20 protein-coding genes and 1 pseudogene are annotated in these 17204 nt (G+C 75.9%); 5 read left to right on the top strand and 16 right to left on the bottom strand.

Features of this window, described 5'->3' with window-relative positions:
- Nucleotides 1-429 precede the first annotated feature (429 nt).
- The 5 genes and pseudogenes from ACYX4T_RS04785 to ACYX4T_RS04765 form a co-directional block, all read right to left on the bottom strand.
- Nucleotides 430-696: pseudogene (locus tag ACYX4T_RS04785) on the bottom strand (MerR family transcriptional regulator); the annotation flags it as partial.
- A complete protein-coding gene (gene garA, locus ACYX4T_RS04780; RefSeq protein WP_274234813.1) occupies nucleotides 693-1160 on the bottom strand; it encodes a glycogen accumulation regulator GarA in 468 nt (155 codons plus the stop codon). The pseudogene ACYX4T_RS04785 and the gene garA, both read right to left, overlap by 4 nt.
- A 253-nt stretch (nucleotides 1161-1413) precedes the next feature.
- Nucleotides 1414-1803, bottom strand: coding sequence for a glycine cleavage system protein GcvH (gene gcvH, locus ACYX4T_RS04775; RefSeq protein WP_476013434.1), 390 nt, complete (start codon nucleotides 1801-1803; stop codon nucleotides 1414-1416).
- 57 nt (nucleotides 1804-1860) lie between these two features.
- A complete protein-coding gene (gene clsA / locus ACYX4T_RS04770) occupies nucleotides 1861-2445 on the bottom strand; it encodes a cardiolipin synthase ClsA (RefSeq protein WP_476013433.1) in 585 nt (194 codons plus the stop codon).
- A 29-nt stretch (nucleotides 2446-2474) separates the two neighbouring features.
- Complete coding sequence (locus ACYX4T_RS04765; protein WP_476013432.1) at nucleotides 2475-3224, bottom strand: SDR family oxidoreductase; 750 nt, start codon at nucleotides 3222-3224, stop codon at nucleotides 2475-2477.
- Between the two features lie 24 nt (nucleotides 3225-3248).
- On the opposite strand from ACYX4T_RS04765, the gene ACYX4T_RS04760 reads away from it, so the two are divergent.
- The gene (locus ACYX4T_RS04760) at nucleotides 3249-4430 is read left to right on the top strand and encodes a glycosyltransferase family 9 protein (RefSeq protein WP_476013431.1); all 1182 of its coding nucleotides are present in this window, start codon (nucleotides 3249-3251) and stop codon (nucleotides 4428-4430) included.
- On the opposite strand, the gene selD is transcribed toward ACYX4T_RS04760, so the two are convergent.
- The 3 genes from selD to ACYX4T_RS04745 all read right to left on the bottom strand — a co-directional run bounded on the left by selD (nucleotide 4423) and on the right by ACYX4T_RS04745 (nucleotide 6845).
- Complete coding sequence (selD, locus tag ACYX4T_RS04755; RefSeq protein ID WP_476013430.1) at nucleotides 4423-5424, bottom strand: selenide, water dikinase SelD; 1002 nt, start codon at nucleotides 5422-5424, stop codon at nucleotides 4423-4425. The genes ACYX4T_RS04760 and selD overlap by 8 nt on opposite strands.
- Before the next feature lie 9 nt (nucleotides 5425-5433).
- Nucleotides 5434-6189 (bottom strand): DUF742 domain-containing protein, encoded by a 756-nt coding sequence (locus ACYX4T_RS04750; RefSeq protein WP_476013429.1) that lies wholly within the window; start codon nucleotides 6187-6189, stop codon nucleotides 5434-5436.
- Nucleotides 6190-6626: 437 nt separating this feature from the next.
- Entirely contained in the window at nucleotides 6627-6845 is a 219-nt protein-coding gene (locus ACYX4T_RS04745; protein ID WP_476015180.1) for an RNA-binding S4 domain-containing protein, read from the bottom strand.
- A 95-nt stretch (nucleotides 6846-6940) separates the two neighbouring features.
- Here ACYX4T_RS04745 and ACYX4T_RS04740 point away from each other — a divergent pair, with 95 nt between their 5' ends.
- Nucleotides 6941-7690, top strand: a complete 750-nt coding sequence (locus ACYX4T_RS04740) for a sulfite exporter TauE/SafE family protein (RefSeq protein WP_476013428.1) — start codon at nucleotides 6941-6943, stop codon at nucleotides 7688-7690.
- 659 nt (nucleotides 7691-8349) lie between these two features.
- The gene (locus tag ACYX4T_RS04735; protein ID WP_476013427.1) at nucleotides 8350-9213 is read left to right on the top strand and encodes a hypothetical protein; all 864 of its coding nucleotides are present in this window, start codon (nucleotides 8350-8352) and stop codon (nucleotides 9211-9213) included.
- Here ACYX4T_RS04735 and ACYX4T_RS04730 read toward each other — a convergent pair.
- From ACYX4T_RS04730 to ACYX4T_RS04715, 4 genes are read right to left on the bottom strand one after another with little or no spacing between them, the layout of a single operon-like run.
- A complete protein-coding gene (locus tag ACYX4T_RS04730; RefSeq protein ID WP_476013426.1) occupies nucleotides 9185-9910 on the bottom strand; it encodes an SDR family NAD(P)-dependent oxidoreductase in 726 nt (241 codons plus the stop codon). The genes ACYX4T_RS04735 and ACYX4T_RS04730 overlap by 29 nt on opposite strands.
- A 44-nt stretch (nucleotides 9911-9954) precedes the next feature.
- Nucleotides 9955-10413 carry a GatB/YqeY domain-containing protein gene (locus ACYX4T_RS04725; RefSeq protein WP_476013425.1) on the bottom strand — a complete coding sequence of 153 codons (459 nt, stop codon included), beginning with the start codon at nucleotides 10411-10413 and terminating at the stop codon, nucleotides 9955-9957.
- A gap of 13 nt (nucleotides 10414-10426) precedes the next feature.
- A complete protein-coding gene (locus ACYX4T_RS04720; RefSeq protein ID WP_476013424.1) occupies nucleotides 10427-11158 on the bottom strand; it encodes an SDR family oxidoreductase in 732 nt (243 codons plus the stop codon).
- A gap of 11 nt (nucleotides 11159-11169) precedes the next feature.
- A complete protein-coding gene (locus ACYX4T_RS04715) occupies nucleotides 11170-11523 on the bottom strand; it encodes a VOC family protein (protein ID WP_476013423.1) in 354 nt (117 codons plus the stop codon).
- Between the two features lie 87 nt (nucleotides 11524-11610).
- Here ACYX4T_RS04715 and ACYX4T_RS04710 point away from each other — a divergent pair, with 87 nt between their 5' ends.
- Nucleotides 11611-12174 carry an RNA polymerase sigma factor gene (locus ACYX4T_RS04710; protein ID WP_476013422.1) on the top strand — a complete coding sequence of 188 codons (564 nt, stop codon included), beginning with the start codon at nucleotides 11611-11613 and terminating at the stop codon, nucleotides 12172-12174.
- The gene (locus tag ACYX4T_RS04705) at nucleotides 12171-12914 is read left to right on the top strand and encodes a methylated-DNA--[protein]-cysteine S-methyltransferase (RefSeq protein ID WP_476013421.1); all 744 of its coding nucleotides are present in this window, start codon (nucleotides 12171-12173) and stop codon (nucleotides 12912-12914) included. The genes ACYX4T_RS04710 and ACYX4T_RS04705 overlap by 4 nt, the downstream gene beginning before the upstream one ends.
- A gap of 13 nt (nucleotides 12915-12927) precedes the next feature.
- Here ACYX4T_RS04705 and ACYX4T_RS04700 read toward each other — a convergent pair whose 3' ends face one another.
- The 4 genes from ACYX4T_RS04700 to msrA are packed head-to-tail and all read right to left on the bottom strand — an operon-like array spanning nucleotide 12928 to nucleotide 17110.
- A complete protein-coding gene (locus ACYX4T_RS04700; protein WP_476013420.1) occupies nucleotides 12928-14916 on the bottom strand; it encodes a CehA/McbA family metallohydrolase in 1989 nt (662 codons plus the stop codon).
- On the bottom strand, nucleotides 14916-15746 hold the full coding sequence (locus ACYX4T_RS04695) for a mycofactocin-coupled SDR family oxidoreductase (RefSeq protein ID WP_476013419.1): 831 nt from the start codon (nucleotides 15744-15746) through the stop codon (nucleotides 14916-14918). The genes ACYX4T_RS04700 and ACYX4T_RS04695 overlap by 1 nt, the downstream gene beginning before the upstream one ends.
- A 60-nt stretch (nucleotides 15747-15806) precedes the next feature.
- The gene (locus ACYX4T_RS04690; RefSeq protein WP_476013418.1) at nucleotides 15807-16598 is read right to left on the bottom strand and encodes a DUF1684 domain-containing protein; all 792 of its coding nucleotides are present in this window, start codon (nucleotides 16596-16598) and stop codon (nucleotides 15807-15809) included.
- Complete coding sequence (gene msrA, locus ACYX4T_RS04685) at nucleotides 16595-17110, bottom strand: peptide-methionine (S)-S-oxide reductase MsrA (RefSeq protein WP_476013417.1); 516 nt, start codon at nucleotides 17108-17110, stop codon at nucleotides 16595-16597. Before msrA ends, ACYX4T_RS04690 begins: the two co-directional genes overlap by 4 nt.
- Nucleotides 17111-17204 lie beyond the last annotated feature (94 nt).

Here is a 17204-nt window from a genome sequence, read left to right as displayed (position 1 = left end):
CTCGTAGCGCCCGTCGGCGTCGGCGCGCAGGATGCCGTGGCTCTCGAGGCCGTCGAGCAGCGCGGCGTCCACGCCGTCCTCCGCGAGCAGCACGTCGCGGCCCACCGTGTCGCCCCGCGCGACCCCGGCCACCGGGCCGTCGGGGTCCTCGTCGGGCTCGACGCGGTCGGCCACCGAGGCGAGGCTGCGCACCCGGGCCGTCGCCCCGGCGCTCGGGCCGCCGCCGTGGGCCGACGGACCCGAGGGGCCACCGGGACCACCGGGTCCGCCGGGACCGCCTGGTCCGCCGGGTCCCCCGCCGTCGATCGCCGGGTTGCCGGCGAGGGCCGTCCCGGTGCTCCCGGTGCTCCCGGTGCCGCCGGCGCCGCCGGCGCCGCCACCGACCGGCAGGTCGCCGGGCAGCGACGGGCCGCCGGGCACCGGGTTCCGGTCGAACTCCTCGAGCCGCGACCGGATCACCTTGAGCGGCAGGTAGTGGTCGCGCTGCGCGGACAGGACGAACCGCAGCCGGACGACGTCGTCGTGCGAGAACTGGCGGTAGCCCGCCGGCGTGCGCGCCGGGCGGATCAGCCCCTCGGACTCGAGGAAGCGGATCTTGGAGATCGTGATCTCCGGGAACTCGGCGCGCAGCGCGTCCAGGACCGAGCCGATCGAGAGGGGGGCTCCCCCCGGCTCCGGCAGCCCGGCGGCGGTCACTCCAGCCCCGCCCCCGCCCCGGCCGACCCGCCGTCGCGGGGGCCGGTGAGGAAGACGAGACGGAACTTGCCGATCTGCACCTCGTCGCCGTTGGCGAGCACCGCGGTGTCGACCGGCTCGCGGTTGACGTAGGTGCCGTTGAGGCTGCCGACGTCGACCACCACGAACTCCGCGCCGTCGCGGCGGAACTCCGCGTGCCGGCGGGAGACGGTGACGTCGTCGAGGAAGATGTCCGAGTCGGGGTGGCGACCGGCGCTCGTGGTGTCGCGGTCGAGCAGGAAGCGCGAGCCCGCGTTCGGGCCGCGCTTCACCACCAGCAGCGCCGAGCCCGCCGGGAGCGAGTCGACCCCGGAGACCGGGGCGCCGCGCGACTCGGTCTCGGGCTCGGCCAGGAAGTCGGCCCGGAAGACCGACGTCGTCTCGCCCTGACGCTCGGGGGGGACCGGGGGACCGCCTGTGCTCACCGTGCTCCTCCGTCGTGTCGTGCTCGTCCAGGTCGTCCCGCCCGTCCCCGCCAGGCCGTCACACGGCGCGGTGGAGGCGCCGGTGCGGCTCGGTGACGGATCGTCGCGAGGTGGCCGACACGGTACCGGTCCCCGTCACGGGGTCGAGGCCCTCCCCACCCTCGGTGAGCGGACCTCGGCGTGCCGTGGCGGAGCGTGCAGGCCGTTCCCCGTCGAGGGCCCGTCGAGGCGTGCCGGCCACCCCGACCGGGCGTCAGGAACCCTCGACGAGGTCCTGGTAGGCGGCCGCGTCGAGCAGCTCGTCGAGCGCCCGCGGGTCGGGCACCCGCAGCTCCATCATCCAGCCCGAGCCGTAGGGGTCGGAGTTGATGAGCTCGGGGGTGTCGGACAGGGCGTCGTTGACCGCCGTCACCTCGCCGTCGAGCGGTGCGTAGATCTCCGAGACCGACTTCGTCGACTCGACCTCGGCCACCGACTCGCCGGACGACACCGACGCCCCCACCGACGGCAGCTGGACGAAGACGACGTCGCCCAGCTGGTCCTGCGCGTAGTCGGTGATGCCGACCCGGACGACCGACGAGTCGCCCTCGGTCGCAGTGATCCACTCGTGCTCGGCGGTGTAGCGCAGGCCCTCGGGGACCACGGGCGGCTCCTCACATCATCGGGGCAGCGGTTACCGCTGCGTACGGGCCGCGGCAGGCTAACGGGCGGGTGGGGCGACGGGCGAGCGCACGAGCTGGATCAGGTAGAGCGTTCCCGACCACAGGTGCAACGCGATCCCCCAGGCGGTGAACGCGTAGGCGAACGGACGGGCGACGTCGGCGCCGGGCCAGTCCATCTGCGCGAGCAGGAGCAACGGGAACGCGTAGAGCAGGTTCAGCGTCGCCGCCTTGCCCAGGTAGAGCACGGGGAAGGCGAGGTAGCCCTTGCGGCGCAGCACCGGCAGGGCCAGCGAGACGACGAGGTCGCGCCCGATGATCAGCGCCAGCACCCACCACGGCACGATCCCCCGGATGAGGAACGCCACGAGCGTCGCCACGGTGTAGAGCCGGTCGGCGAGCGGGTCGAGCAGCTCGCCGAGGCGGCTGTACTGGTCGAGGGCGCGCGCGATCCGCCCGTCGAGCCAGTCGGTGACGCCGCTCGCCACGAGGACGACCAGTGCCCAGCCGTCGGCCTGCGGACCCAGCAGGAGCCACAGGAACAGCGGCACCCCGAGCAGGCGCACGAAGCTCAGCCCGTTCGGGACGGTGAGCCAGCGCTCGTGGGCGAGCTCCCGGAGGGTCACGCGCGCAGTATCCCCTCAGCGGCTGCGCCTCAGCGCGCCGTCCAGCCCATGTCCATGATCACCGGCGAGCCCGTGAACGAGGAGCCCGCCCGCGTCTGCAGGAAGGCGACGACGTCGGCGACCTCGGAGGGCTCGATGAGCCGCTTCGACGCGTGCGGGGTGAGGATGACCTCCTCGAGCACCCGGTCCTCGCTGATGCCGTGGGCGCGCGCCTGGTCGGCGATCTGCTTCTCGACCAGCGGGGTGCGCACGTAGCCCGGGCACACGGCCGTGGCGGTGATCCCGTCGGCGGCGCCCTCGAGCGCGAGCGTCTTCACCAGGCCCAGCACGCCGTGCTTGGCGGACACGTAGCCGGCCTTGAACGGGGACGCCGCCAGCGCGTGCGCGGACGCGATCGCGACGAACCGCCCGCCGTCGGGGGCGGCGCGCAGCGACTCCCAGGCGTACTTGGCGAGCAGGAACGGGCTGGTCAGGAGGATGCCGAGCAGCGCGTCCCAGCGGTCCTCGTCGAAGTCGGCCACCGGGGAGACGTGCTGGAAGCCGGCGTTGGCGACGACGAGGTCGAGGCGCCCGAACTGCTCGAGGGCGGTGTCCACGGCAGCGCGGTTGCCCTCGCGGGTGGTGAGGTCGGCGCCCAGCGAGGGCCCCGGCAGCGTCTCGTCGCCCTTCAGGTCGACGCCGAGGACCGACCACCCGTCGCCGTGCAGCCGGTCGACGATCGCGCGCCCGATCCCGCTGCCCGATCCGGTCACCACGGCTGCTCGCTGCTCGCTCTCCATGCCCCGACCGTAGGCTCTCACGCCGTGATCGTCCCCGACCCACGGGTCGCTGCCCCTCCCGACGGACCGCCCGCCGCCCGCCCCGACGGCCCGGCCCTGGGCCTCCCGGCGCGCCCCGCTCCCCCGGTGCCCGACGTCCGGCGGATCGCCGTCCTGCGCGCCAACGGCATCGGCGACTACGTCGTCGCCGAGCCCGCCCTCTCGTCGCTGCGCGACGCCTACCCCGACGCCGAGATCACGCTGCTCGGCGCCAAGCACCACGAGGCGCTGCTCGCCGGGCGGCCGTCGCCGGTGGACCGGATCGTCACCGTGCCGCTGGTGCCCGGCGTGCGGGTGGGTCCCGAGCCGGACGCGAGCTCCGAGGAGGTCGAGGCGTGGTGCGCGGAGCGGCGCGCCGAGGGCTACGACCTCGCCGTCCAGCTCCACGGCGGCGGGCGGAACTCCAACAAGCTGCTGCTGCGCCTCGGCGCCACGGTCACCGTCGGCGCCGCCACCCCCGACGCACCCCGCCCCGACCGCTGGGTTCCCTACTGGCCCTACCAGCACGACACCGTCCGCTGGCTCGAGGTCGCGGCCGCGGCGGGCGCGACGACGAGCCGCATCGAGCCCCACCTGGCGGTGACCGAGGCCGACCTCGCGGCCTCCCGCGCCGTTGTGCCGCCCGGGGACGCGCCGCTGCTCGTCGTGCACCCCGGGGCCACCGACGCCCGCCGCTGCTACCCCGAGGAGCGCCTCGGCGCGATCGCCCAGGACCTGGCCGACCGCGCCGACCGCGCAGGCCCGGCCGGCCGCGGCGCCCGCGTCGTCGTCGTCGGCGGGCCGAGCGAGGCCGACCGGGTCACCCGCGTGGTGTCGGGGATGCGCGCCGAGCCCGAGACCGCCGTCGGGACCCTCGACCTCCCCGGGCTGGTGGGGCTGCTGTCCCGCGCGACGATGGTGCTGGGCAACGACTCGGGACCGCGGCACCTCGCCGGCGCGGTGGGGACGCCGACCGTCGCGGTGTTCACCTACGCGAACCTGGCCGACGTCGCCCCGCTGACGCGCACCTGGCACCGCGTGCTCGTGTCCTGGCACGGCGGCTGCCAGGTGTGCGGGCTGCGGGTGCTCGAGGGGTGGTGCGGGCACGGGGCGAGCGCCACCCACGACGTGCCCGTCGAGGAGGTCCGCGAGGCCGCGCTCGACCTGTGGGACCAGGCCGTCACCTGACCCGCAGGGTGGTCCCCTCCTCGGCCGCGACGATCTCGCCGACCACGGGGTGCCCGGGGATCTCGCCGGCGAGCAGCAGCCCGCCGGAGGTCTGGGCGTCGGCGAGCAGCAGCGCGGTGGTCTCGTCGACCTCGATGCGCGCGTGCGGGCGGACCCAGTCGAGGTTGCGCCGCGAGCCGCCCGGCACGTTGCCCGCCGCGGCCGCCTCGCGAGCCCCGTCGAGGAACGGGACGGCGGCGCTGTCGATCACCGCGGTGACGCCGGAGGCGCGCGCCATCTTGTGGGCGTGGCCCAGCAGGCCGAAGCCGGTGATGTCGGTACCGGCGCGGATGCCCGCGGCGAGCGCGGCGCGGGAGGCCTCCGCGTTGAGGGTGGTCATCACGGCGATCGCCTCCGCGAACGACTCCCCGGTGGCCTTGTGCCGGTTGTTGAGCACCCCGAGCCCGAGCGGCTTCGTCAGCGTCAGCGGGGTGCCCGGGCGGGCGGCGTCGTTGCGGATGAGCGCGTCCGGGTCGGCCGTGCCCGTCACCGCCATGCCGTACTTGGGCTCGGGGTCGTCGACCGAGTGCCCGCCGGCGACGTGGCACCCGGCCTCGTCGGCGACCGCCAGCCCGCCGCGCAGCACCTCGGCCGCCAGGTCGTAGGGCAGCACGTCGCGCGGCCAGCACAGGAGGTTCAGCGCGATCACCGGGCGGCCACCCATGGCGTAGACGTCCGAGAGCGCATTGGCGGCGGCGATGCGGCCCCAGTCGTAGGGGTCGTCGACGACCGGGGTGAAGAAGTCGGTGGTCGCGATGATCGCGAGCCCGTCGCGGATGCGGACGGCCGCGGCGTCGTCGCCGTCCTCGAGCCCGACGACCAGCTCGCCCTCGCGCTGCGTCGACGGCGAGGGCATCAGGCCTTTGACGACGTCCTCGAGTTCGCCGGGCGGGATCTTGCAGGCGCAGCCGCCGCCGTGGGCGTAGCCGGTCAGTCGCGGGGTCGTGGCGGTCACGACCCCGTTCTACAGCCTGTGCAGGCCGTCGAGCACGCGCTGCATGATGTCGCGCGACGGTGCTCCGGAGGTCGCGACGGCCCGCGGGTGCACGAGCAGCAGCCCGGCGCCCGCCATGTCGTCGATGATCACCCGCGCCACCCCCAACGGCACCGCGAGCAGCGCGGCCACCTCGGCCACCGATCGCGGGTCCTCGACGACCTCGCCGAGCGCGACGTGCTCGGGGTCCTCCAGCGGCGGGCGCGGCGAGGGGATCGACACGAGGGTCTCGACGGCGAGGTCGGCGCGGGCCCGGGTGCGCCCGCGCGTGCGGACGTAGGGGCGCACGCGGGTGCGGGTGCTCTCGGGCGGGGGCGTCGCGGTGATGAACAGCGGGATGGTCGGCGCGTCGTCGGGCAGGGGCTGGCGACGCGCCGGCGGAGGCGCCTGCTCCGGGACGACGGCATCCTCCGCCGCCGCGCGCGCGGCCGCCTTGCGGGCCCGGCGCGAGTGGGACCCGAACCGGGCCCCGGTGAGCGGCAGGCTGCCCGTCTCGCCGGGCAGGGCGCCGGGTAGGGCGCCGGGTAGGGCGCCGGGTAGGGCGAGGCCGCCGGACGGGTCGGACGGGTCCCCGGTCGTGTCGGCGGCGCTGTCCGGGGCCTCGGCGTCCTCGGGCTCGACGAGCTCGTCGGCGAGGGCGCGCGGGAAGCGGGCGCCGGTGCGCCCGACCCGTCCGCGGCGGCGTCGTGCGCCGGCCGGACCGTCGGACCCGCTCCCTCCGCTCACGCTCCGCTCCCCCTCGGGTGGCCACGAACGGCCCAGTCCGTCCGCTCTCCCCTGCTCGCGCGACGACACCGACGGTCACCGGGCGAACAGGAGGCAGGGTCACGATAGAGCAGGTCTCGGTCCGATCACACGATCCGACGGGACCGGGCGGTGAGAGCGCGACCATCGTGACGTGGCGTGACACCGTCGTTACTCGGTGACAGTGACGTCACGTCCGTGGGACGAGTCGGTAGCGACCGGATCGGACGCCGTGTCCTCCGGCGACGGCCCGCTGCGCAGGGACTAAGCTCGTGCCCAGCCCCATCTCGGACCTCTCTCCGTGGGGCTGTTTCCACATCGGGGCTCGGGGTCGTCGTCGTTCCACCCGGTTCGCCGGGACGGCGATCCCGGGTCCCGTTGCCGGTTCCGTCGCCGATTCCCCGGCGGCGTCGGCCGTGCTAGACGCCCGGGCCGCGCACCCGGACCCGCTCGTCACCGAGGGCCACGACGTCGCCGGGGGCCACCTGGCGTCCCCGTCGCGACTCGCTGCGGCCGTTGACCGTGACCTCGCCGGCCTCGAGGGTCTCCCGGGCCGCCGCGCCGTGCTCCACCAGCCCGGCGAGCTTCAGCAGCTGGCCGAGCCGGATCGTCTCGTCGCGGATCTCGACGTCCCGGATCGGGCTCCTGCCGTCGGGTGCGCGCTGCTCCACCGGGCGAGTGTGCCCCGCGCCTCCCCCGCGGAACCCGGCGCGGTGCGGGGGCCGGTGGTGTGATGGCGCCGATGGTCGCCCTGCTCGTCGCCGCCGGGTTCGCCGCCGGGCTGACGGGCTCGATGGCCGGGCTGGCGTCGCTCTTCTCCTACCCCGCCCTGCTGGCGGTGGGACTCTCTCCCGTCGCGGCGAACCAGACGAACACCATCGCGCTGGCCGTCAGCAGCGTCGGGTCGATGCTCGGCTCGCGCCCGGAGCTGCGCGGACAGGCACCCCGGGTGCTGCGGCTGCTGCCACTGACCATCCTGGGCGGGGCGATCGGCGCGGGTCTCGTGCTCGTCACGCCGTCCGACGCCTTCGCGCTCATCGTGCCGTTCCTCGTCGCCGGTGCCTCACTGGTCCTGCTCCTGCGCCCGCGGCCCGACGCCGCCCCGGTGACCTCGCGCGCCGGCCGCGCGACCACCGTCGTCGGCGTCGTCGCGGTCGGCGTCTACAGCGGCTACTTCGGCGCGGCCGCCGGCGTCGTGATGATGGCCCTGCTCGTGCGGGCCCTCGCCGACAGCCTCGTGCGCGTCAACGCCGTGAAGAACGTGCTGCTCGGGGCGTCGAACGCCGTCGCGGCCGTCGGGTTCGCGCTGCTGGGCGAGGTGTCCTGGTCGGCGGCCCTGCCCCTCACCGCGGGCCTGCTCGTCGGCAACTACTGCGGCCCGGCGATCGCCCGCCGCCTGCCCCCGACCGTCCTGCGCGTCGGCATCGCGCTCGCGGGGCTCGTCCTGGCCGCCGTGCTGCTCCAGCGCGCCCTGACCACCTGAGCGGGCGGCGGGTCGGCGCCGCGGCCCGGGGCGGAGGGCGCCGGGTCAGCGCGCGAGGGGACGTGTCGGCAGGACCTATGCACAAGATCGCGTCGAGATCGACGCCAGCGCGACGCGTCGCGTGCGTGTGCCCGGGCCGCGCCAGTCCCCCGGCCTCCGGCCGCTCCGGCCGCTCCGGGGTTCGCGAGCCTCGTGGTCCGCTCCGGGGCCGCTGGGCCGCCTCGGTCCCTCGCCCGACCGGTGCGGTGTCGACGACACTCCGTCGCGCTGGCCCCTGCACGGCGCCGAGCACGCGCCCCGACAGCGACATCGCGGCGACCTATGCACAAGATCGCGTCGAGTCCGCCTCCCGCCGGCGTCGTGGTCGCGCGCCCGACTCGGGCACCACCTCGTCCGTCGATCTCGACGCGATCTTGCGCACAGCTCGAGCCGCGGCCCTCGTCGGTCGGTGACCGCGACCGCCCCCGCGACCGCCCCCGCGACCGCCCCCGCGACCGCCACGGCGACGGTGGCGCCGTCACCGGCGGCCGGCTGCGCCGCGTGCCCCATCCGACCCGTCGTTCTCGATGCGATCATGTGCATAGCTCACTCGGGGCGGTCGCCCGCCCGACGAGCGGAGCCGACGGAACCGGCTCCGAGCCGGCGACGTCGAACCCGGTGTGAGCACCGAGCCCGTCCCCGTCGATCCACCCGCGGCCCACGGTCCCGACGACCTCCTCCGCCGCGCAGCCGCCCTTCTCGAGGCCCGGCCGAGCGGTGTGCTGGCCGGGCCCACCGCGGCCGCGCTGTGGGTCGGCCCGTTGAGCGGCCTGGTGGCCGGCGACGATCGGGAGGGCGGGTCGGTGCTGGTCCCGGGCCTCGCCGGCCGTCCCCTCGAGGTCGTCGTCGCGGGCCGGGGCGGGCGGGCGTCGCCGGGGGTGCGGGTGCGGGCCGACCGGCTGGCGCCCGACGAGGTCCGGGAGGTCGTGCACGACGGCGTCGGGCGGTTGCGTCTCACGAGCCCGCTGCGGACGGCCTTCGACCTCGCCCGCACCGTGTCGCTGGACGTGGCGGTCACGGTCGTCGACGCCATCGGTGCCCGGCACGGGCTCGAGGCCGGGGAGCTGCGCAGCATCGCGCACCGCCACCCCGGGGTGCGGGGGCGGCGGGCGGTGTTCCCGGTCGCGGACCTCGTGGACCAGGGCAGTACCTCGCCGGCGCGGACCCGCGTCCGGCTCGCGATCCGGCGGGCCGGGGTCGACGTCCCGCTCGCGGGGCGGGCGATCATCGACGAGGACGGGGTGATCGCCGGCGTGCTCGACCTCGTGTGGCCGGACGACGGGTGCGGCATGCAGGTCGGGCGGGCGAGGCCGGACGCCGCGGCGCGGGCGGGGCGGCTCCCGGAGCTCGGCTGGCACATCCGCCTCGTCCCGGACGACCTCTCGGCCTACTGGCTGTCCTGGGAGGCCCGAGGGCTGCTCGCGCAGCGGCGGGGGCGGACGTTGCCCCGGCTGATCACAAGGTCTGCCCGCCGTCGACGGTGACCGTCTGACCCGTGATGGCGCGGCTCGCGACGAGCCCGAGCACCGCGGCGGCCACGTCCTCGGGCGTCGTCCCGCGGTCGAGCAGCGCCGACGCCGCGAGCTCGCGCCCGCGCTCCTGGTTGCCGGCCCACCACCGGGTCAGCACGAGGCCCGGCGCCACCTCGTTGACCCGCACCGGGGCCAGCGCCCGGGCCAGCGAGCGGGTCAGCCCGTGCAGCGCCGACTTGCTCACCGCGTAGGGCAGCGACGACCCGTTGCCGGTGAGCCCGGCGATCGAGCCGATGTTGACCACGACACCGTCGTCGGCGGCGCGCAGGTCGTCGGCGGCGGCCCGGGCGCAGTACCAGGGCGCCATGAGGTTGACCGCGAGCAGCTGCTGCCAGACGTCGTCGGTGGCGCCCTCGAGGTCGTCGAGGGGCAGCGGGACCGTGGCGCCGGCGTTGTTGACGAGCACCTCGACCGGCCCCAGCCGCTCGCGCACCTCGGCGACCATCGCGCGCACCGCGGCGTCGTCGGTGACGTCCGCCCGGACCGCCAGCGCCCGGCCGCCCTCGGCCTCGATCTCGGCGACCGCGGACTCGGCGTCGTCGGACGACCGTCGGTACGAGATCGCCACCGGGCGCCCGGAGCGGTGCAGCGCGAGGCTGCAGGCACGGCCGATCCCGGTACCGCCGCCGGTGACGAGCGCAGTGCCCACCGCAGTGCCCACCGCAGTGCCCACCGCAGTGCCCACCGCGGGACTCACGACCCGCTCAGCTGACGCTTGACCTCGCCCGACACGCGGCGGCCGTCGGCGCGTCCGGCGACCCGCGGCTGCACGACCTTCATCACCTGGCCCATCTGCTTCGGCCCCTCGGCACCCGTCTCGGCGATCGCCGTGGCGACGAGCGAGGTCAGCTCCTCGCCGGAGAGCTGGGCGGGCAGGTAGTCGGTGAGCACGGCCTGCTCGGCGCGCTCCCGCTCGGCGAGCTCGGTGCGGCCGGCGCCGTCGAAGGCCTCGGCGGACTCGCGGCGCTTCTTCTGCTCGCGCCCGAGGACCGTCACGACCTCGTCGTCGGTGAGCTCGCGGTGGCTCTCGCCCGCGACCTCCTCGGTGTTGATCGCGGACAGCGCCATCCGCAGCGTCGCCACCCGCACCTCGTCGCGGGCCTTCATCGCGGTGGTGAGGTCGCTGCGCAGTTTCTCCTTCAGCTGGGCCACGGTCCCACCGTAGTCAGGTGAGGCGACGGAGAATCGGGGTCGGCACGACGCGCAGTGCCCGGCCGAGGACCGCCCACGGCCAGGTCGGCACGTAGGCGTGGGCCGGCGCCTTCTCGATGGCGTCGACCATGGCGCGCGAGCCGGTGACGGCGTCGACCGACATCGGCCGGCGCATGCCGCCGTTGAGGTCGGTGCGGATGTAGCCCGGCGCGAGGGTGGTGACGCGGATCGGGGTGCCCGCGACGTCGACGCGGATGCCCTCGGCCAGGTGCGAGAGCGCCGCCTTCGTCGCGGCGTAGGTCGTCTCCGCGCCCCGCAGCCCGCGGTCGGCGGCCACCGACGACACCACCACCAGGTGTCCCGAGCCCTGTGCCCGGAAGATCTCCATGGCCGCCTCGCACTGGGCGAGGGCGGCGACGAAGTTGGTGCGCGCCGTCGCGAGGTTGACGTCGAACCGCCCGGTGCCGATCGGCGCGCCCTTGCCCAGCCCGGCGTTGACGACGACGCGGTCGAGACCGCCGAGCTCGTCGTGCAGCGCGCGGACCGTGGTGAACACGGCGTCGTGGTCGTCGACGTCGAGGGCCGCCACGGCGACCCGCACGCCGGTCGGGGCCAGCTCCTCGCGGAGCGCCTCGAGACGGTCGAGGCGGCGGGCGACGAGCGCGAGGTCGTGGCCCCGCGCGGCGAGCTCGCGGGCCATCCCGGCGCCCAGCCCGGAGCTCGCTCCCGTGATCAAGGTCGGCATGGCCCGAGTGCCTACCAGGCGCGGCGGTGGGCCAGCACGTTCACCACCACGCCCTGCGGGGTCCGGACGAAGAACCGCCGCACGCCCCACGGTTCGTCGGTGAGCGGGTGCACGATCTCGTAGCCGGCGGCGACGGCCTGGGTGTACAGGGCGTCCACGTCCTCCACCTCCACCGACACCCGGCTGTCCTCGGGCGCCGTGGCGTCGCGCGAGATCAGCTGGACCTGCCCGTTGCCGGCGGAGCGGTGGTTGACGACCCAACCCATGTCCATCGGCGTCTCCATCCCGAGCAGGCCGGCCCAGAACGGCGCGTCGGCGGCGGGGTCGGCGACGGTGAGGTTGGCGACGATGCGGCGCACGGTCATGGAGCGAGCGTGCCGCCACGCAGGTCCGCCGTCTTGGACGGATCGGAGCCGCGCCACGGGGTCGGCGACTGTGGTGTTCTCCCCGACGTGGCGGACGACGAGCAGCTGCGCGCCGCGCTGACCGAGGACCTCGACGCGGGGTTCGAGGCGGTGGTGCGCACCCACGGGGACGTGGTGCACGCGGTCGCCCGGCGCACGGCCGAGCGGGCCGCGGACGCGGAGGACCTCGCCGCCGAGGCGTTCCTGCGGGCCTACCGGGCACTGCGGGGCTACGACCACGACCGCATCGCGCGGCTCGATCTCCGGCCCTGGCTCCTCACGATCCTGCTCAACACCGCCCGCAACGACCGCCGCGACGCCGCCCGCCGACCTCGCACCGACGGCGCCGCCGACCCGCCCGACCGCGCCAGCCCCGCTCCCGGCCCCGCCGAGCGGGCGGAGGCCACCGACCTCGGCGACCGGCTCGCCGCCCTGCTCGCGACGCTGCCGGTCGCCCAGCGCACCGCGGTGGTGCTGCGCCACGTCGTCGACCTGCCCGTCGCCGAGGTGGCCGCGGTGCTCGCGTGCAGCGAGGGCACCGCCCGCTCGCACGCCGCCCGCGGGCTCGCCGCCCTGCGCACACGTCTGACCAGTACGGAGGACACGTCATGACCGACCCGGTGCTCGCGGCGCTGCGCGACCTCGCCGAGCCCGCCCCCACCACCCTCGCCGACCGCGTCGTCGACGGCTGGCTGCGCGTCCCCGGCCCGCTCGGTGAGGTGTACGCCGTCGTGGGCGACCGCGGTGTGCGGCTGCTGCGCCCGGCGGCGTTCGCCGGCGAGCTCGACGCGTTCCTCGAGGACTACCGCACCCGCCACGGCCGCCCGGTCCGCCCGGCGCCGCGCGCACCCCGCGGGCTGCTGCCGGCGCTGCGGGGGCGCGGCGAGGGGCCGGCGCTCGACCTCGGGGACCTGACGCCCTTCGCCCGCCAGGTCCTCGCCGTCACCGCCCGCATCCCGGCCGGGCAGATCCGGCCCTACGGCTGGGTCGCCCGCGAAGCCGGGCACCCGGCGGCGGTGCGGGCCGTCGGCACGGTGCTGGCGCGCAACCCGGTGCCGCTGCTCGTGCCGTGCCACCGGGTGGTGCGCTCCGACGGCGACGTCGGGCAGTACCTCTCGGGGCGCGCGGACAAGGTGGCCCTGCTCGAGCGCGAGGGCGTGGAGCTCTCGCACCTCGAGGCGCTCGCGGCCGCCGGCACCCGGCTCGTCGGCAGCGACACCACCGGCGTCGTCTGCCTCCCGACCTGCCACCACGCCCGCCGCATCACCGCCGCCCACCGGCGCGGCTTCCCGAGCCTCGAGCGCGCCCGGGACGCGGGCTACCGCCCCTGCCGGGACTGCCGCCCCATGTGAGCGGAATGCGCGCCTAGAGGCGCGAATTCCGCTCACGTAGGGCGGTGTAGACGACGCGGGCCCGGGCGAACAGGGCCTGGTGGTCGGCGAGCTGGGCGTCGCGGTGCGCGGGGTCGAAGCGGCCCTGCGCGACGACGAGCTCCTCGACGCGGTCGAGCAGACCGAGGCACCAGGCGACGTCGGCGGCCCGGACGACGCGCTCGCCCGCCACCTCCACGTGGACCGGCGAGGTGTGGGCGAACACCGGGCGATCCGGGTCCATGGGGTGCGGCCCGCCCCGGGCGATCGCGGCCAGCCACAGCGGGCCCTCGACGGTCACGGTCGCGGCGACCTGGGGGCCCCGGGCCGAGGCGATCTCCCCGGACGGGCCGACGATCACGACCTCCTCGGCCCCGCTCCCCCACACCCGCGCCGACACCTCCAGCACGTCGCCGACCTGCGCGTCGAGCACCTCGCCGGGCCCGTGACCGGCCACGGACACCGTCAGGAACGGCCCGTTCGTCGCCACCGTCCGCCCCGCCCGCACGGCGTCGCGCACCGCCTCCGCCGACACCGGGGCCCCGCCGAGGTGGGCGTACGTCCGGACCCAGCCCGGCGGGTTGGAGGCGACGCCCGGGCCGTGGGCGAAGGACAGGAAGACGTCGCTGCCCGCGACCGCGGCCGGGCGCAGGCCGCACCCGAGCAGGTGGTGGTACAGCTCGGCACCGGCGGCGTCGTCGAAGCACGACACCACCTCGACGGCGTCGACCAGCCCCAGCGCGACGTCGACGACCAGCTCCCGGGCCTCGACCGTGCGGTGCGGCGCGAGGAACGGGCCGTACGGGTCGTGCCCGTCCCCGAACGGCGCGAAAGCCGGGTGGGCGTAGGCCGTCGACGCGCCCCCGGCCTGCATCTCCGCGCAGGTCACGGCGTTGGGCGGCCAGTCGTGCGGGTGGGGGCTGCCCTCGTGCCCGGTCTGGTACCGCGACGGCACCGCTCCGGGCGCCAGGGCGTGGACGTGCCCGAGCAGGTCGTTGCGGAACTCCACCGACGCCCGCGCGACCGCGTCCCCCGACCACAGATCCGCGCCGACGGTCGCCTCGAACAGCGCCCGGTCGTAGACGTGCCCGCCGCCGAGGTTGCCGGCGGTCAGCGACAGGAAGTCCAGGCCCTCACCGCGCTGCATCGCGCGGGCCTGCTCCGGGGTGACGACGAGGTCGCCGGAGTAGTTGAGGTGCACGTGCAGGTCGGCCGAGCACCAGCCCTCGGCGCCCGGGTCGACGAGACGCTCCGGCTCGAGGTCGACGACACCGCCGTCGACCACGACCGCGGTCGCCGTCGCGTACTCCGGGCCCCGCGTGCAGCTCACCGTGAGCTCGCCGGCGGGCACCGTCAGCACGGTGTCCCGGGCGTGGAAGTACGGCCGGTGGGCGCCGTCGCGCTTGGGCGGGACGCCCTCGGGCCACCAGCCGCCGCCGGCCGCGTCGACCACCGACCAGCGCGACCACGCTCCCGACCGCACCCGCAGTGTCGCCGCCGGGCGCACGTCGACGACGCCGGCGACGTCGAGGTCACCGACGGTCAGCGTGTCCCCGGTGACCTCCACGGTCAGCGCCGTCGCCCCGCCGGCCCCCACCTGCACGCGCACCCCACCGACGTCGAGGTCGGTCGTCGCCGCGGTGTCGACCACCACGTCCAGCGTCACCGGCCGTCCCGCGACCGCCAGCGCGGGGGTCCCGACGCGCGGGGCCGGCTCCCCCGCGGCGTCGACGTCGAGCACCACGAGCCCGGCCGGCGGGTGCTCGCCGGCGAGGCGGCGGATCGCGCGGGACCAGTCACCGCCGGTCTCACCGAGGGCTTCGGTCAGCTCGCCGAGCCGCGAGAAGCGCGCGAGCCGGAAGAACTCGGGCAGGTCCTCGCCGCCCCAGTCCCAGCCGTGCTCGTCGCGCAGGCGACGGTAGTGCGCGAGCGCCTCGATCGCGGCCGCCGGCAGGTCGAGGGTCTCGTCGTCCTGACAGCACATCAGCGGGCCGTGAACCCGGCGTCCACCGGCAGCGCCACCCCGGTGACGTAGCGGGCCTCGTCGGACACCAGCCAGTCGACCGCCCCGGTGACGTCCCCGGGGTCGAGCAGGCCGACGGGCAGCAGGTTGCCGACGTCGGGGGCGTCGTCGACCGGGCCCGAGAAGCGGGCGGCGACGGCGTCGTTGAGGACCATGGTGGTGGCGACGCCCGAGGGGTGCACGGAGTTGACACGGATGCGGTGCGGCGCGAGCCAGTGCGCCCACGCGCGCATGAGCCCGACCACGGCGTGCTTGCTCGCGACGTAGCCGTCGGACTGCCCGCTGCCGTCGCCGCCGCGGCCGGTGAGGCCCATCGAGGAGCTGGTCAGGACGATCGCGCCGCCGCGTCCCTGCTCGATCATCGTCGGGGCGGCCGCGTGCACGGTGTGGAAGACGCCGGTGGTGTTGACGTCGAGCTGGTCGCGGAACGCCTGCGCGTCGCCGACGTCGGGCGACGCCATCCCGATGCCGGCGTTGGCCAGCACCACGTCGAGGCCGCCGAGCTCCTCGACGCCCGCCGAGACGGCCTTGCCGAGCGCCTCGGCGTCGCGCACGTCGGCGACGTGGACGCTGACGCGCCCGCCGCGCTCGCGGATGCCGGCGGCGGTCTCGTCGAGGTCGGCCGGGCTCGCCATCGCGTAGGCGACACCCTCGATCGGGGCGCAGACGTCGACGGCGATGACGTCGGCGCCCTGCTCGGCGAGCCGGTAGGCGTGGCTGCGGCCCTGTCCGCGGGCCGCGCCCGTGATGAGCGCGACCCGCCCCGCATGGCGTCCGGTGCGTGAGTCCATGGTGGGACCGTAGCAGGACGCGATGCGACGGCAGAATCATGAGGTACGAAAAACGTACCGTCAGGCCGGCGTCTTCTCCCCCGCCTCCACCGGCACGCTGACCGTGTTGCCCGCGGGCGGGAGCGGGCAGGTCGCCGACGCCGTGAACGCGCACGGCAGGTTGAGCGTGCGGTTCAGGTCGATCGACACCGACCCGTCGGCCGCCGGGGGCGCGGTGCGCAGGACGCGCCCGCCGCCGTAGGTGCTCTCCCCCGACGTGCCGTCGCGGAAGTGCAGCTTCAGCTCGCCGGCCTCCCCGCCGAGGGCCGTGAGCTCCTGCTCCTCGCCGCCGAGGGTGAACCGCACCGTCCCCACGGCCGTCGGGTGGAACCCGAGGCCGTCGACGACGGTGTCGACGTCGATCCGCCGCGGTGCGTCCCACGCCTCGAAGCGCCCGGTGACGATCCACGCGGGGTCGACGGGGAACGCCGGCACCCCGGCGAACCGCTGCCGGGTCGGCGCCTGCGGGTCGCGGACCCGCAGCGCCAGGTGCTCCTCGCGGCGGATCACCTCGACGCGCCGCTCGCCCACGGCGACCAGCACGCCCGGCTTGCCGTCGACGGGCTCGACGCGGGTGGTGCCGTCGACGGGCCCACCGTCCACGGACACGCCGTCGGCCGCCGTCGCGGTGATCTCCACGCCGCCGTCGACGGCCCGCCACGTGCCCGGGAGCTCCGGGTACGTGCGGGGGGTGTCGTCGAGCCAGTGGAGCGCGGTCAGGCTGAGCCACCCGTGCGGGACGCGCAGGGTCTCCTCGCGCTCCGCGTGCCAGGCCGCCCAGCTCGCCGCGAGGTCCTCCTCGACGGCGGTCACGCCTGACTCGCCTCGCGCTTCGGCAGCACCCAGCCCGGGCGCACGAAGTGGCACGTGTAGCCCCAGGGCATCTTCTGCAGGTAGTCCTGGTGCTCCGGCTCGGCCTCCCAGAACTCGGAGGCCGGCTCCACCTCGGTGACGACCTTGCCCGGCCACAGGCCCGACGCGTCGACGTCGGCGATGGTGTCCCGCGCGACGCGCTCCTGCTGTGGGGTCGTGTAGTAGATCGCCGACCGGTAGCTGCGGCCGATGTCGTTGCCCTGCCGGTTCTTCGTCGACGGGTCGTGGATCTGGAAGAAGAACTCGAGGATCTCGCGGTAGGAGATCACCTCGTCGTCGTACACGACTTCCACCGCCTCGGCGTGGTCGCCGTGGCGCCGGTAGGTCGCGTTGGGGGTGTTCGGGTCGCCGGAGTAGCCGACCCGGGTCGAGAGGACGCCCGGCCGCCGGCGCAGCAGCTCCTGGGCACCCCAGAAACACCCGCCGGCCAGGATCGCGGTCTGTGTGGCCACCGATGTACCTCCTCGAACTCGCCTGCACCCGGCACAACGCCGCGGGCCGGACGGCTGTTCCGGCGGGGGCCGTACGGGTGCAGACGGTTGTGTG

The sequence above is a fragment of the Actinomycetospora sp. ABD4_176 genome, from assembly GCF_056311855.1.
The sequence above is the reverse complement of the archived record's forward strand: the minus strand, read 5'-3'. Positions and strand labels throughout refer to the sequence as shown.